The organism is Nocardia colli (assembly GCF_008704205.1).
GTDB classification, from domain to species: Bacteria; Actinomycetota; Actinomycetes; order Mycobacteriales; family Mycobacteriaceae; genus Nocardia; species Nocardia colli.
Map to the genome: position 1 here is coordinate 497,905 of NZ_VXLC01000004.1, position 14,230 is coordinate 512,134.

A 14,230-nucleotide genomic window follows, 5' to 3' on the forward strand; every position below is an offset into this window, starting at 1 on the left:
CGTTCTGCCGAGACCCGAGGTGCCCGTTGAGAACACTCCGCCGCCCAGGTTCCTTGCTGTGCCCCGCCCTATTGGTCGCGCTGGCGTGCACCGCACCCATCGCTGCCGCGGACCCGATCGGCGCCGCACAGCCGATCGCCGCGTGCGCGCCCGCGCTCGCCGCGACCGCGGTCCCCGCCGGGGTGCCGATGCTCGACTGGTCGGAGAACGTCGGCTACGACGCGCAGGGCAACCTGTGGGTGTCCCGGCTCTACCGCAACGAGGTGCAGCGGTACGACCGTTCGGGCGCACTGACCGCGACCGTTCCCGTCGAATTCCCCGGCGCTGTGCGCAGCGGACCGGACGGACTGCTCTATGTCGTCTACGGCGACTCGCCCACCAGCGTGGTCCGGCCCGGCGGCGTCGTCCGGTTCGATCCGGCGGCCGTGAACCCGAAACCCGAGGTCTTCGTTTCCGGGTTCACGTTCCCCAATGGCGCGGCCTTCGACGAGACGGGCGATCTCTACGTCGCGTCCACGGTCGGTGTGATCCGCGTGCGCCGGGACGGGAGCATCGACCCCGCCTGGACCGGGAAGGCGGCGAAGCTCGGCGCCAATGGCATTGTCGCGCAGGGGCGCTCGCTCTATGTGACGGCGAACGGAGGTCCGCTCGGTCAGGTTCTCCGGATTTCGATCGACGACCCGAGTAGTCAAACGGTGGTCGCGAACCTCGCCTCGTCGCTGCCCGGTGTCCCGGATTTCGCCGACGATCTGCTCGTCGATGCCGACGGCATCCTGTACGCCACCACGCTTTCCGGCCAGCTGGTCCGCGTCGATCCGGTCACCGGCGCGGCCTGCGCGGTGCTGTCCGGCGAGCCGCTGACGTCGGTCGTCGCCACGCCCGGACGGCCGGACGAGCTGCTGGCCGGTACCGAGGGCGGTGCGGTCCTGCGGGTTCAGTTGCCGCGCTGAGCTTCCGGGCCGACGGCACGTTCGATCCGCGCGGATACCGTGCGCAACGCGTGGATCAGTTCCGGTGGTTCGTGCACCTCGAAGTCCACGCCGAGGGTGATCAGCCTGTGCGCCAACCACTCCGGGGAGTCGTCCCGGAGGGTGTCCAGGCGACAGGTGCGCTCGTCGATCCCGATGACGTCGCCGGGCTGGTCACCCAACCGGCCGGCGATCCGTTGCGCGGCCGCGTGAAAAGTGACCGATAGCCGGAAAGTCGTTGTGCCCCAGTTGGTTCGGTGTCCGGCGACGTACGCCGCAGGATCGGCGACGGGTAGTTCGCGTGGCGTGAAGCGCGCCGCCGTCGGCTGCGGACGTTCGATCCGATCGACCCGGTAGATGCGCCAATCGTCGCGGTCGACGTCATACCCCACGAGATACCACCGGTGCCGCGACGGTGCGAGGCCGACCGGTTCGGCATGCCGCCGCGATTCCGCGCCACCACCGTCGCGATACGTGAAACGCACCCGCTCCCTGTTGGTTACGGCCGCGGCCAGCGCCGTCAACACCTCCGGATCCACCAGCGGACCGGTGTCGGCCGGCAGCGCCAGCGCGGTGCCGAGCACCCGCACCCGGCGGCGCAGCTTCGCCGGCAGCACCTGCTCCAGCTTGGTCAGTGCCCGCACCGACGACTCCTCGATGCCCGCGACCGCGTAACCCGCCGCCGCCCGCAGCCCGACCGCGATGGCCACCGCCTCGTCGTCCTCGACCAGCAGCGGCGGCAACGCCGACCCCGCGACCAGCCGATACCCGCCCGCGGCTCCCATCGTCGCCTCGACCGGATAGCCCAGCTCACGCAGACGATCGATATCGCGGCGCACCGTCCGGTCGGTGACGCCGAGCCGTTCGGCCAGTTCGCTACCCGGCCATTCCCGTGGTGTCTGCAGCAGCGACAGCAGGCGAAGCAGCCGTGCGGGTGTGTCGTTCATGAATCCGAGGATTCCAGATAACTAGGACATAAATGGTCCTACATGGGTTCTAGCGTGGTGCATAGATCGCCAGCCCCACACGCAAGGAGCCGCACCGATGACCGACCACCGCATCGCCGTTCGCCCGTTTCGCATCGATATCGCGCAGGCGGACCTGGACGACCTGCACGACCGGCTGCGCCGCGCGCGCTGGTCACCGCAGCTGCCCGGTTCGGGCCGCGACCGTGGCGTTCCGGTCGCCTACCTGCGCGAGCTCGCCGAATACTGGCGCACCGAGTTCGACTGGCGCGCACAGGAAGCGGCGCTCAACGAGTTCCCCCAGTTCATCACCGAAATCGACGGCCTGGACGTGCATTTCGTGCACGTGCGCTCACCCGAGCCGGACGCGGTGCCGCTGATCCTGACCCACGGCTGGCCGAACACCTTCGTCGAATTCACCAAGACCATCGGCCTGCTCGCCGATCCGCGCAAGCACGGCCTCGACCCGGCGCAGGCGTTCCATGTGGTCGTGCCGTCGGTGCCCGGCTTCGCGTTCTCGGAGGCGCCGCACGAACTGGGGATGACGCCGCGTCGAGTGGCCGAGATGTGGCTCGTGCTGATGGACCGCCTCGGCTACCGGCGATTCGGTGCCCAGGGCGGGGATCTCGGCGCGTATGTGGTGCCCGAGCTGGCGATCGCCGCACCGGATCGGGTGCTCGGTGCGCACATCGACGGCGGCGTCGGCATGCCGAGCGCGGCCGACGTGCCGACCATGACCCCGGACGAGCGGGCGGAATGGGATCAGATGCAGAAGTGGATGACCGGGGTGAACCACCACGTCCTGCTGCACGCCGCGCCGCAGACCTTCGCGCACGGGTGGACCGATTCCCCGGTCGGCCTGCTCGGCTGGCTGATGCACAAGTTCAACGAATTCGCCCCGCTCGCCGATCGGGCCGAGGACGTCATCGACCGCGACCACCTGCTGACCAACATCAGCCTGTACTGGTTCACCAATACCGCGGCCACCTCGTCCTGGCCGATGTACAACGGCCTGGGCGAGCACGGATTCGCCTGGCCGAAGGGCCAAAAGCTGGTGCCGACCGGCGTTTACGCCGGCGGCTCGGCGCTGATGCTGCGACTTGCCCAGCGCGACAACGACATCGTGCACTGGCCGGAGGGCAACACCGGCAATCACTTCGTCCCGATGGAACGTCCGCGCATGCACGTCGCCGACATCCGGGCCTTCTTCGCCGAGCTGAGCTGAGCCGAATCAGTCGGTGCGGCACCGCCGTTCGCGGCGGTGCCGTCGAATCAGTTGGCCGGGGCCGGCTTGGTGAACTCGCCGTGCACCGCGGCACCGGCGGGCGCGCCCGGGGTGGACGGGGCCGGCGGCGGCGCGGGTGCGGGCGCCGGAGCAGGCTCAGGCGACGGGGGAGCCACCGGGGCCGGGGCGGGTGCCGGTGCCGGTGCCGGGGCAGGCGCGGGCTTCTGCTCGGTGGTGGGCGCGGGCAGCGGGCCGACCTCGGTCCCGTTCGGTCCCGGAGTGACCAGGCCGCCGGGGGCGTTCGTGTTCGACGGCGCCGGGTGGGCCACCGGCTGGTCCGGCACCATGAAGGTGCCGACGGTCGGGGTCATCAGGCAGTGCGCGAACGGGTAGTCGATGATGCCCCACATCGAGGCGATCACCGTGCCGGGTCCGCTGTTCACCGTCTTGGACAGCGACGGCAGGCCGTACTCGGTGATGTCGTCGAGCGAGTCGATCCCGCTGGCGCCGTTGTTGATGTTCACCCAGGCCACCACGAGGCCCGAGGCCAGCGGCGTACCGGAGTGCGCGGGGGTGGCGCTGAACCGCAGCGAGCCCGGCGCGACATTGAGGTCCTGGCTGTTGCCGACGCCGTCGGTGGTCGCCGCCGCGATGATCGTGGTGACCGGGCCGATGCTGCCGCAGCCGAAAGTGGGTGCGGCATAGGCGAACGGAGTGAAGGCGCTGGTGACGTGGCGCAGCCCGGCGACGTCGGCGAGCTTGGTGTACTGCGTCAACGCGGCGACACCCGCCTGCGCGGTCGGGTCGGGACCGGCGGTGTCGGTGAGGTAGGTCAGCGCGGCATCCAGCGGCGACGGTTCGGGATCCGCGCCTGCGGTGCCACCCATGGTCAGCGCCGCGCCGATGCCGAGAGCTGTCACGGCCGTGGCGGCGCGTGCGATGGTCCTGCCGTTCACTCGAACTCCTCGATACGCAAAGTCTCGGGGTCCCCAACCCACGTGCAGCAACGTACCAGTTCGTCTGCGATACCGCCCAGGTAGCGCTGCCGTTCACCCAGTGTTGACGCCCGCGAGCGTGTCCTGCCGGTGTGATCCACTCGACAGTAGAGGATTACCGGAGGGTAGGTTGGACTCGGACGTACGAGACACAGACGGAGCTGCGTATGAAAATAAGCCTGTCCCCCGATGATGTCGCCTTCCGCGACGAACTGCGAAACATCTATCGGACCGAGATCCCCGCGGACATCCGTGAGCGCGCCAAGTACGGCCAGGAGCTGTCCCGCGCCGACATCGTCCGCTCGCACAAGACCCTCAACGAGCACGGCCTCGCCGTGCCGAACTGGCCGGTCGAGTGGGGTGGCAAGGACTGGACCCCGATGCAGCGCCACCTCTGGCAGGACGAGATGCAGCTGGCCTCGGTGCCCGAGCCGCTCACGTTCAACGCGCAGATGGTCGGCCCGGTGATCGCGCACTTCGGCTCCCAGGAGCTCAAGGAACGCTTCCTGCCGCCCACCGCCGCGCTCGACATCTGGTGGTGCCAAGGCTTTTCCGAGCCCGACGCCGGTTCGGACCTGGCTTCGCTGCGCACCACCGCGGTGCGCGACGGCGACTCCTACATCGTCAACGGCCAGAAGATCTGGACCACCCTGGCCCAGTACGCGGACTGGATCTTCTGCCTGGTGCGCACCGATCCGAGCGCGCCGAAGAAGCAGGCGGGCATCTCGTTCCTGCTGTTCGACGTGAAGTCGCCCGGCGTCACGATCCGCCCGATCAAGCTGATCGACGGCGGCTACGAGGTGAACGAGGTGTTCTTCGAGAACGTCCGCGTCCCGGCCGATCAACTGGTCGGCGAGGAGAACATGGGCTGGACCTACGCCAAGTTCCTGCTCGGCAACGAGCGCACCGGCATCACCGGCGTCGGCCGCACCAAGGTCAAGCTCGGCATCGCGAAAGAGTATGCGGCGCAGACCAAGTCGGGTGACGGCACGCTGCTGAGCGATCCGTTGTTCGCGGCGCGGATCGCCGAACTGGAGAACGAACTGCTCGCGCTGGAACTCACCCAGCTGCGCGTGGTCTCGAATTCCACCGACGGCAAGCCGAATCCGGCGTCCTCGGTGCTCAAGCTGCGCGGCTCGGAGTTGCAGCAGGCCGCCACCGAGCTGCTGGTCGACATCGCCGGCCCGGACGCGCTGCCGGTCGGCGCCGACGACATCGCTTCGCCCGGTTGGGCGCAACGCAGCGGCCCCGGCTACCTGAACTATCGCAAGACAACCATCTACGGAGGCTCCAGCGAGGTGCAGCGCACCATCATCGCCTCCACGATCCTCGGATTGTGAGGCGCCGCCATGGATTTCGATCTCACCGATGAACAGGAAATGCTGCGGGACACCGTGCGTGACCTGCTCGCCCGCAATTACGACCCGGAGACCCGGCTGAAGGTTACCGACACCGAACTCGGCTGGAGTCGCGAGGTCTGGCAGCAGCTTGCCGAACTCGGCGTGCTCGGCCTGACGTTCACCGAGGAGGACGGCGGCGTCGGCGCCGGCCCGGTGGAGTCGATGGTCGTGCTGCACGAGGTCGGCCGCAGGCTGGCGCCCGAGCCCATCCTGGACGCGGTGCTGGTGCCCGGTGCGCTGATCGCCGCCGCGGGCAGCGCCGAACAGCGGCAGCGGGTGCTGCCGGAGGTGGCCGCGGGCACCAAGCTGCTCGCCTTCGCGCATGCCGAGCCCGGCGTCCGCTGGCCGTCCACCGAACTCGCCACCACGGCTGTGCCGCAAGGTGATTCGTACGTGCTGACCGGCATCAAGAACCCGGTCGCGCACGGCGACTGCGCCGACGAGCTGGTGGTCAGCGCGCAGCTGCCGGGCGGCGGGACCGGGCTGTTCCTGCTCGGCGCCGAGGCCACCGGCGTCACCCGCAAGTCCTACCGCACGGTGGACGGGCAGCGCGGCGCACAGCTCGAATTCGAGCAGGCCCCGGCCGAGCTACTCGGCGGCGACGGCGATGCGGCAGCGGCGATCGAGTCGGCGCTGGTGCTGGCGCAGGCGAGCCTGTGCGCGGAATCCATCGGCGCGATGGAGGAGGCGCTGCGGCTGACCACCGATTATCTGAAGCAGCGCAAGCAGTTCGGGGTCACGCTGTCGAAGTTCCAGGCGCTCACGCATCGGGCCGCCGACATGTACGTCTCCCTGGAACTGGCGCGCAGCATGAGCCTCTACGCCACCGCGGCCGTCGCGGACGGGGCGAGCGATCCGCACGTCGCCTCCCGGGCCCGGCTCCAGGTCGGCCGGTCCGCGCGGCACATCGGTCAGGAATCCATCCAGATGCACGGCGGCATCGGCGTCACCGCGGAATACCCGGTCGGTCACTACGTGGCCCGGCTGACCGCGATCGAGCGCACGCTCGGCGGCGGGCTCGAGCACCTGCGGGTGCTCAGCGCGCGGGTCGGCGAGTACGCCCTGCCCGAGCTGTAAACCCTTGCGGTGGTGCGCGATCCGCGCACCACCGCGGGTCACTCGTCGTCGGGGGATTGCCCGCCGTACGGATGCGTGGTCGGCTCGTCCGGCGTCGTCGTGGTGGGCCGGGGCCTGGTGGTCGTCGGCCGGGTGGTGGTCCGCCGCGTCGTGGGCGACTCGGTCGTGGTCGGCGACTCGGTGGTGGGCCTGGCGTCCTCGGACGGACGCTCGTGCGGCGGGTTCCCGTTCGGCAGCGCGCCCGGCGCCTCTTCCGGCGGCGGGGTCTCGCCCGGCGTCGTGGTGCTGAATCCGGTGAACGGCGAGGCGTGCGGCGCCTGGTAGGGCGCGATCTGCCAGGTCGGCGACGGGGGAATGGCCACCTTCGGCGCGGTCAGAGTCGGTCCCTCGTGCGCCACGGGCGCGACATTCGGGTCCGACTGCAACGGCGGCGGTGCCACGTAGGTGTCCTGCTTGCCGATTCCGCAGGCGCCGATGAGGACGAGCCCAACGGAGATCGCGCCTGCGGCGATCGCCGGACCTGCGATCTTGGTCCTGGTGCTCTCCATCGGTGATTCACTCCTGCTGCGATTCGAGTCGGGATCACCTTACTCGAGCGCGGCCCACGCAGCCAGACGAACGGTCCCCATCGGTGCGCCGACCAGGCATGATTTTAAACATCAGTAATTCAGATCTCGAATTGATATCTTCGGCGTGTCGTGGGCACGTGTCGCCGTTATCCGACGCGGCAGGTCGTAGCGTGTGAGCAAAGTTACGCGTGAGACGCCTGTACCCAGATGAGAGAAGCGTTGTGTGATGAACGCGGCATTGGTTCTCTGATCGGCGTCATCGAGGAGTAGATGATGGGAGCTTACTCGACAACGTCGCAGCGGGAGTCGTCGTCCGCAACCGCCAAGGACGCGGTGCCGGCTACTTCGCCGCAGCTCATGTCGAACAAGTCAGCGCGCTCGCTGTCCACGATCATTTCGCGGACCTTCGCCTGGCTTTTCTTCGTCGGTGGAATCGTCGGGGCTGTCCTCGGCATCGCCGGCTTACACGTCGAAATCACCGTCGCCGGATTGATTCTCGCGTGCACCGCAGGGCTGATCCTGCTCAAACTCCGCACGGGTGGCAGTGGCGGCAGCGAAACGGATTGACGCCGGAACCCACTGAACGCCTTGGCCGCCAGCACTACTGGTCGGTCGGTTGCCCAGCGATCCCGGCTGGTCGCCGAAAAATACGGGCGCGCAACGATTTCGACGCCTACCGTGGATGATCATGAGGATCGAGATCACCACGGACGCGGCCGAGTTCCGCTCGCGCACCGAATCGTTCCTGCTCCGTGATCCGCTGCGGCACACCGTGATCACCACGAGCATCGCCAGCGAGGTCGAGGGCATCCAGGCCACCGACGGATCCTCCCGGTTCCTATCGTTATATGCCGACGACGCCACCGTGGCCGGCGTCGCGATGCGGGTCCACGGCCGGGATGTGTATCTCGGTGAACTGCCCGCGGGCAGCGCGCCCGCGGTGGCCGATGCGATGGCTGACGTGGCTCCGGAAAACAAGGGTGTGGAAGGACTCGTCGCCGACGCGACGGCCTTCGCCGAGCGCTGGAGCGCCCGCTTCGACCTCGAATTCCAGCCGTCCTACACCACCCGGCTGTACCGGCTCGGCGCGCTGCGCATCCCCGATGTGGCCGGGAAGGCCCGCCGGGCAACCGAATCCGAGCTGCCGCTGTGCCTGGAATGGGCCGCGGCCATGCACAAAGACGCCGGGATACCGCCGACCGCGCTGGACAAGGCCGCCATCGGCAAACGGGTCGCCGCGGGCATGGTCTGGTTCTGGGAGCGCGACGGTCGCCCGGCAAGCTTTGCCGCCCACCAGATCCCGGTCAGCGGCTGGGCCCGCATCGGACTCGTCTACACCCCGCCGCAGGAGCGCGGCCACGGTCACGCCAGCGCCGTCACCGCGCACATCGCGCAGGTCCTGCGTGCCGACTGCCTGGACGTCTGTCTCTTCGCCGACAACGCCAACCGCACCGCCGGCAAGATCTACCAGGCCATCGGCTTTCATCCGACCCACGAATTCGTGCATCTCGAATTCGGTTAGCCACCTTGGTGTTCCGGCTGCCGCCGCGCGTGGACTCAGTTCAGCGGGGCGGCGGTCCACCATTGCATGAGTTCGGCCTGATCGGCGATGAAACCTGCGCTGTACATGAGCATGGCGGCGCGCTGCGGGTCCGCGGTGAACTCGGTGACCATGCGCGGGCGCCGTTCGTCGCTGTCGCGCAGGGTGTAGTTGGTGTACTCGTGGCCGTGATTGGCCGCCGTGCTCCGGTCGTTGGCGGGTAGTCCGTCGAGCGCGGCGCGGACGTCGGCGGGGGAGTTGTACAGGTAGAACGAGAACGACGCCTTGTTCGGGCCGCCGAAGCAGCGCCACAGCACGAGCCAGTCGCCGAGCGCGGGATCGTCGTTGTCGAGCGGCGGCGCGGACCCGGGCGCGTAGGAGAAGCAGCCCGCCTTGTTGTAGCCGGTTCCGGCCTGAACCGATTGCCGCGGCGTGGTTTCCGGCAGCATGGCGGAGAACTCGGTGCTCAGCGCCGCGGCGTTGGCGCTCACCTGGTTGCGGTCGGGTGTCGGACGCGGCGAGGTCGACGGCTTGGTGGTCGGTGTGCTGCCGCCGGTGCGCGTCGTCGTCGGTGCGGGGCTGGCCGGGGTGGCGACCGTGGTGGTCGGCGCGGCCGAACCTGTTCCGCCGCGCGAGAATACGGCGATCGAGGCGATCAGTCCGGCGACCAGCAGCACGCCGAGCACACTGCCGATCATGACGTTGGACCGGGAGCGACCGGGACCACCGGCGGGCGGCGCGGGGGTTTCGGTGCCGCGTCCCCACTGCTGTGCCACGGTGGGCGGCTGCCGCACCACCGGGGACGGCTGATCCACGGTCGGGAACGGCGCGAACTGTGGTGGCGCGGTGAGCGCGTGCCATGCGGCGCCGGCGAACTCGGCACAGGAGTCGAACCGATCGTCGGCCCGCTTCGCCATCGCCTTGGCCAGCACCGCGTCCAACGCGACCGGCAGGCCGGGGCGCAACCGGCTGACCGGCGGCGGTGGCGCCTGGAGATGCCCCTGGATCACCGCGACCGGATTGGTGGCCTCGAACGGCACCGTCCCGGTGAGCAGTCGAAACAGCGTGCAGGCCAACGAATATTGATCCGAACGGTGATCGAGGATGGCGCCGGACAGCTGCTCCGGCGACGCGTACGCCAGTGTCGCGGTGAATGTTCCGGTCTGGGTGAGCCGTCCGGTCTCGTCCCGGAAGCGGGCGATGCCGAAGTCGGTGAGGAACACCCGCTCGGCCGCGCCCCCGGTGCCTTCGAGCAAGATGTTGGCGGGCTTCACATCTCGATGCAGCACGCCGCGGCTGTGCGCGAAATCGAGCGCCTTGGCGGTCTCGCCGATGATCTGCACCGCCCGCTGCGGCGCCAGTGCCCAGGCGTCCACCGCTGCGGCATCGGTGCCGTCGATGTACTGCATCGAGATCCACAGCTGCTCGTCCTCGACGCCGCGGTCGAACACGGTCACGATGTTCGGGTGGTCGAGCCGGGCGACCAGGTCGGCCTCCCGCTCGAACCGGGTCCGGATCTGGTTGTCGTGGAACACTTCCGGGTTCAGCAGCTTCATCGCCGTCAACCGCGGCAGGCGTGGATGCCGCGCCAGGTACACCGATCCCATGCCGCCTCGGCCGAGCAGGCGTTCGATGGTGTACCCGGCGAATATCTCTCCGGTGCGCAGCATCGGTCAGTTCAGCGGTGCCGAGCGCCACCAGCGCAGGGTCTGGTCGATGGAGCCGGAGCCGTCGGTGAACATCACGTACTGGGCGCGGTCCGGATCGCCGGTGAAGGCGGTGACGATCTTCGGGCCGCCGGAGTCGAATTTGTAGTTGGTGTAGGACTTTCCGCCGTTGGAGTCCATCGACTTGCTGTTGCTCGGCAGCGTCTTCAGCACCGCCTGCGCGTCCGCGGCGGACTTGTAGACGTAGATGCGATACAGCGGATCGGAGTTGTCGCCGCCGCCGTAGCAGCGCCACTGCCACTGCCAGGCGCCGAAATCGGGGTCACCGTCGCTCGGCGACGGGGTGTAGCTGGTGTCGGTCTCCCAGCACTTCGCGCCGTTGTAGCCGACCTGTTCGGTCTTCGTCGCGGGCACCATGCGGGGGAATTCGGCACTGATCGAGTCCGCGGTAGCCGGCACGGTATTGCCCGGTCCGGTACCCGCAGAGGTAGTAGTGGTGCTGCCCGCGGACGAACCCGAGTCACTGACCGCACCGATGATGGCGAGCACCACGACCAGCAGGATCACGATGGCGACGCAGATGCCGATGATGAGGCCGACATTCGACTTGCGCGGTCGCTGTCCGGCGACCCCGACCGGGGACATCGGCGGCGGTGGCGGGGTGAAGTTGTATCCGGACTGCGGACCCTGGTTGTACCCGCCCTGCGGGCCCGAGTACGGGCTGGTCGGTTGCGGCGTCGGTCCGGTCCCTCGCGGCTGGGCTATCACCGTGGCCGGAGGCGGCGTCTGGAAGTTCGACCCCGCAAGGTAATTCGGTCCGCTCGGCTGCCCCTGGCCGTGTGGCACCTGGTAGGGCGCGCCGGTAGTGGGGGTCGGCGGTCCGGTGGTCGGTCGCGGACCCGTCGTCGGACGTGGCCCGGTCGTCGGTCGCGGCCCGCTGACCGGCGTCGGCGGTGCGGTGAACGGTCGCGGCCCGCCGACCACCGGCATCGAGGGCACGCTGGGGTTGGTGAGCGCATGCCGCGCGGCCGCGGCGAAGTCGGCGCAGCTGGGGTAGCGGTCGTCCGGTCGCTTCGCCATCGCCTTGGCCAGCACGCTGTCCAGGGCGTAGGACAGGCCCGGACGGTGGCTGCTCAACGCGGGCGGCGCGCCCTGCAGATGACCCTGGATCACCGCGGCGGGATTGGTCGCGGAGAACGGCCCGCTGCCGGTGAACAACCAGAACAGCGAGCAGGCCAGCGAATACTGATCCGACCGGTGATCCAGGGCGGAGCCGGTCAGCTGTTCGGGGGACGCGTAAGCCAGTGTGGCGGTGAAGGTTCCGGTCTGGGTGAGGTGGCCGGTGTCGTCCCGGAACCGGGCGATGCCGAAGTCGGTGAGGTACACCCGCTCGCCGCGGCCGCTACCGGAGCGGGCCAGCAGGATGTTCGCGGGCTTCACGTCGCGATGCAGCACGCCGATGCCGTGCGCGTAGTCGAGGGCGTCCGCGGTTTCCTTGATGATCTGCACGGCGCGCTCGGGCGGCAGCGCCTGCGGCTGCACCGACGCGGCGTCGATACCGTCGATGAACTGCATGGAGATCCACAGCTGCTGGTCCTCGGTGCCGCGGTCGTACACGGTGACGATATTGGGATGGTCGAGCCCGGCGACCAGATCGGCCTCCCGCTCGAACCGCCGACGGATCTCCACCTCGCTGTACAGCTCGCGTTTGAGCAGCTTGAGCGCGGTCAGCCGGGGCAGCCGCGGGTGCTGGGCCAGGTAGACGGTGCCCATGCCGCCCTGGCCGAGGACGCGTTTTATGACATAGCCGGCGAAGACCTGGCCGGTCTGCAACATGGTGTTCACCCCCGTCTTCGGGTCGAGCGCGCGGATACTACCGATGTATCTCGCCGGGCCCGCGCGATGCAACAAACCCCCGTCGGCAATCCGCGCAATGCTGTCGGTGGTGGTCGTTAAGCTGGCCGCATGCAGATTGGAGCACACGTCAGGCAGGACGGCGACCCGATCGGTTTCGGCGAGCAACTCGGCGCCGACGTCATCCAGATGTTCGTCGTCGACCCGCAGAGCTGGGACAAGCCCACGCCGCACCCGCGCACGGAAGAGATTCTGGCCAGCCCGATCGATGTGGTGGTGCACTCGTCGTATCAGATCAATGTGGCGAGCCTGAACAACCGGTTGCGGATGCCGTCGCGCAACGCGGTCGCGCAACAGGCGAAGGCCGCCGCCGATCTCGGCGCGTTCGGCCTGGTCGTGCACGGCGGGCACGTGCGCTCCGACGCCGAGCTGGACACCGGAATCGACAACTGGCGCAAGCTGTTCGAGCGCCAGCAGGACAAGGGCGGCTTCGCCGTGCCGATCCTGATCGAGAACACCGCGGGCGGCAACCACGCCATGGCCCGGCATTTCGACTCGATCGCCCGATTGTGGGACGCCGTAGGCGATTTCGGCGCCGGCTTCTGCCTCGACACCTGCCACGCCTGGGCCGGCGGCGAGGAACTGATCGGTGTTGTCGACCGGATCAAGGCCATCACCGGCCGAATCGACCTGGTGCACTTGAACTCCTCACGCGACGAGTTCAACTCCGGCGCCGACCGCCACGCCAACTTCTCCGACGGGACGATCGATCCCGAACTCCTCGCCGAGGTCTGCAAAACCGCAGGCGCCCCGGTCATCTTGGAGACGCCCGGCGAAGGCGTCGCCGACGATCTGAAGTACCTCCGCGAACACCTGGGCTGAGCGTCCGGTTGGGATCAGGGCGACGAAAACCCTGGTTGGGGTGGGGGATTCGGTGATGTGCTCGGGTGAGCACTAATCGGGTTCTCTACAGCGAAGGTGATCTCATGACGGTCGCACACGCACCAAGCACTGCCTCGGTGACCAAGCTCGGCGCGCGGATCGGCGCGCGGGTCGACAATGTTCGGCTCGGTGGTGATCTGGACGCGGCGACCGTCGAGGTGATCCGGCGGGCGCTGGTGGAGCACAAGGTGATCTTTTTCCGGGGGCAGGATCAGCTGACCGAGGACGGGCAGTACGAGTTCGCGCAGTTGCTCGGGAGCCCGACTACGCCGCACCCGACGGTTACCTCGCACGGGGTCAAGAGCCTGGCGATCGACTCCGAGCACGGGCGGGCGAACAGCTGGCACACCGATGTGACGTTCGTCGATCGGATTCCGAAGGCGTCGATCCTGCGTGCGGTGCACCTGCCGACCTACGGCGGGTCGACGACGTGGGCGTCCACCGTGGCCGCGTACGAGTCGCTGCCCGCCTCGCTGAAGCTGCTCGCGGAGAACCTGCGTGCGGTGCACACCAATGTCTACGACTACGCGGCCCGCAACGTAGAACCGCTGCGCCCGAACACCCAGGCCTACCGCGCCGAGTTCGAGTCCAGCTACTACGAGACCGAACACCCGGTGGTGCGGGTGCACCCGGAGAGCGGCGAGCGGGCGCTGCTGCTCGGCCACTTCGTCAAGCACTTCGTCGGCCTGTCGAGCACCGAATCGCAGACCCTGTACCGGCTGTTCCAGGATCGGGTGACCCGCCTGGAGAACACCGCACGCTGGAACTGGGCGCCGGGTGACGTGGCGATCTGGGACAACCGCGCCACCCAGCACTACGCCATCGACGACTACGACGACCAGCCGCGCAAGCTGACCCGGATCACCCTGGCCGGCGACATCCCGGTCGGCGTCGACGGCACCGCGAGCACCAGCATCGCCGGCAATGCCGAGCACTACTCGATCGTCGAGGACACCCAGCTGCTCGCCTCTTGAGCCGGCTCGGCGACACCGGACACGGCCGGTCGAATCCGCGGACATCGATCCTGC

At 68.7% G+C, this 14,230-nt stretch carries 13 protein-coding genes; 8 read left to right on the forward strand and 5 right to left on the reverse strand.

Features of this window, described 5'->3' with window-relative positions; translation table 11 throughout:
• Nucleotides 1–26: 26 nt before the first annotated feature.
• Nucleotides 27–950 carry an SMP-30/gluconolactonase/LRE family protein gene (locus tag F3087_RS14280; protein ID WP_150402388.1) on the forward strand — a complete coding sequence of 308 codons (924 nt, stop codon included), beginning with the start codon at nucleotides 27–29 and terminating at the stop codon, nucleotides 948–950.
• Here F3087_RS14280 and F3087_RS14285 read toward each other — a convergent pair.
• Entirely contained in the window at nucleotides 935–1,915 is a 981-nt protein-coding gene (locus tag F3087_RS14285) for a helix-turn-helix transcriptional regulator (protein ID WP_150402389.1), read from the reverse strand. The two genes, F3087_RS14280 and F3087_RS14285, sit on opposite strands and share 16 nt — an antisense overlap.
• Before the next feature lie 97 nt (nucleotides 1,916–2,012).
• Between F3087_RS14285 and F3087_RS14290 the strand changes: the two genes are divergently transcribed.
• The gene (locus F3087_RS14290; RefSeq protein WP_150402390.1) at nucleotides 2,013–3,158 is read left to right on the forward strand and encodes an epoxide hydrolase family protein; all 1,146 of its coding nucleotides are present in this window, start codon (nucleotides 2,013–2,015) and stop codon (nucleotides 3,156–3,158) included.
• A 47-nt stretch (nucleotides 3,159–3,205) separates the two neighbouring features.
• Here F3087_RS14290 and F3087_RS14295 read toward each other — a convergent pair whose 3' ends face one another.
• Nucleotides 3,206–4,114 carry a hypothetical protein gene (locus F3087_RS14295; RefSeq protein ID WP_150402391.1) on the reverse strand — a complete coding sequence of 303 codons (909 nt, stop codon included), beginning with the start codon at nucleotides 4,112–4,114 and terminating at the stop codon, nucleotides 3,206–3,208.
• A 206-nt stretch (nucleotides 4,115–4,320) separates the two neighbouring features.
• On the opposite strand from F3087_RS14295, the gene F3087_RS14300 reads away from it, so the two are divergent.
• A complete protein-coding gene (locus tag F3087_RS14300; RefSeq protein ID WP_150402392.1) occupies nucleotides 4,321–5,493 on the forward strand; it encodes an acyl-CoA dehydrogenase family protein in 1,173 nt (390 codons plus the stop codon).
• Between the two features lie 9 nt (nucleotides 5,494–5,502).
• Nucleotides 5,503–6,630 carry an acyl-CoA dehydrogenase family protein gene (locus F3087_RS14305; RefSeq protein WP_150402393.1) on the forward strand — a complete coding sequence of 376 codons (1,128 nt, stop codon included), beginning with the start codon at nucleotides 5,503–5,505 and terminating at the stop codon, nucleotides 6,628–6,630.
• A 38-nt stretch (nucleotides 6,631–6,668) separates the two neighbouring features.
• Here the strand turns inward: F3087_RS14305 and F3087_RS14310 are convergent, their stop codons facing one another.
• On the reverse strand, nucleotides 6,669–7,178 hold the full coding sequence (locus F3087_RS14310; protein WP_150402394.1) for a hypothetical protein: 510 nt from the start codon (nucleotides 7,176–7,178) through the stop codon (nucleotides 6,669–6,671).
• Between the two features lie 294 nt (nucleotides 7,179–7,472).
• Between F3087_RS14310 and F3087_RS14315 the strand changes: the two genes are divergently transcribed.
• Entirely contained in the window at nucleotides 7,473–7,766 is a 294-nt protein-coding gene (locus F3087_RS14315; protein ID WP_150402395.1) for a hypothetical protein, read from the forward strand.
• 121 nt (nucleotides 7,767–7,887) lie between these two features.
• Nucleotides 7,888–8,721, forward strand: coding sequence for a GNAT family N-acetyltransferase (locus tag F3087_RS14320; protein WP_191093953.1), 834 nt, complete (start codon nucleotides 7,888–7,890; stop codon nucleotides 8,719–8,721).
• 35 nt (nucleotides 8,722–8,756) lie between these two features.
• Here F3087_RS14320 and F3087_RS14325 read toward each other — a convergent pair whose 3' ends face one another.
• Nucleotides 8,757–10,409 carry a serine/threonine-protein kinase gene (locus tag F3087_RS14325; RefSeq protein WP_150402397.1) on the reverse strand — a complete coding sequence of 551 codons (1,653 nt, stop codon included), beginning with the start codon at nucleotides 10,407–10,409 and terminating at the stop codon, nucleotides 8,757–8,759.
• Between the two features lie 3 nt (nucleotides 10,410–10,412).
• Entirely contained in the window at nucleotides 10,413–12,242 is a 1,830-nt protein-coding gene (locus F3087_RS14330) for a serine/threonine-protein kinase (RefSeq protein WP_150402398.1), read from the reverse strand.
• Between the two features lie 129 nt (nucleotides 12,243–12,371).
• Here F3087_RS14330 and F3087_RS14335 point away from each other — a divergent pair, with 129 nt between their 5' ends.
• A complete protein-coding gene (locus F3087_RS14335) occupies nucleotides 12,372–13,142 on the forward strand; it encodes a deoxyribonuclease IV (RefSeq protein WP_150402399.1) in 771 nt (256 codons plus the stop codon).
• A gap of 104 nt (nucleotides 13,143–13,246) precedes the next feature.
• On the forward strand, nucleotides 13,247–14,176 hold the full coding sequence (locus F3087_RS14340) for a TauD/TfdA dioxygenase family protein (RefSeq protein ID WP_150402400.1): 930 nt from the start codon (nucleotides 13,247–13,249) through the stop codon (nucleotides 14,174–14,176).
• The last annotated feature ends 54 nt before the right edge of the window (nucleotides 14,177–14,230 follow it).

What these genes read in the sequence shown, in the direction of transcription:
- F3087_RS14310 (WP_150402394.1), bottom strand. Translation starts at nt 7,178, where the DNA reads ATGGAGAGCACCAGGACCAAGATCGCAGGTCCGGCGATCGCCGCAGGC.
- F3087_RS14315 (WP_150402395.1), top strand. Translation starts at nt 7,473, where the DNA reads ATGGGAGCTTACTCGACAACGTCGCAGCGGGAGTCGTCGTCCGCAACC.
- F3087_RS14330 (WP_150402398.1), bottom strand. Translation starts at nt 12,242, where the DNA reads ATGTTGCAGACCGGCCAGGTCTTCGCCGGCTATGTCATAAAACGCGTC.
- F3087_RS14290 (WP_150402390.1), top strand. Translation starts at nt 2,013, where the DNA reads ATGACCGACCACCGCATCGCCGTTCGCCCGTTTCGCATCGATATCGCG.
- F3087_RS14305 (WP_150402393.1), top strand. Translation starts at nt 5,503, where the DNA reads ATGGATTTCGATCTCACCGATGAACAGGAAATGCTGCGGGACACCGTG.
- F3087_RS14300 (WP_150402392.1), top strand. Translation starts at nt 4,321, where the DNA reads ATGAAAATAAGCCTGTCCCCCGATGATGTCGCCTTCCGCGACGAACTG.
- F3087_RS14340 (WP_150402400.1), top strand. Translation starts at nt 13,247, where the DNA reads ATGACGGTCGCACACGCACCAAGCACTGCCTCGGTGACCAAGCTCGGC.
- F3087_RS14335 (WP_150402399.1), top strand. Translation starts at nt 12,372, where the DNA reads ATGCAGATTGGAGCACACGTCAGGCAGGACGGCGACCCGATCGGTTTC.
- F3087_RS14320 (WP_191093953.1), top strand. Translation starts at nt 7,888, where the DNA reads ATGAGGATCGAGATCACCACGGACGCGGCCGAGTTCCGCTCGCGCACC.
- F3087_RS14325 (WP_150402397.1), bottom strand. Translation starts at nt 10,409, where the DNA reads ATGCTGCGCACCGGAGAGATATTCGCCGGGTACACCATCGAACGCCTG.
- F3087_RS14285 (WP_150402389.1), bottom strand. Translation starts at nt 1,915, where the DNA reads ATGAACGACACACCCGCACGGCTGCTTCGCCTGCTGTCGCTGCTGCAG.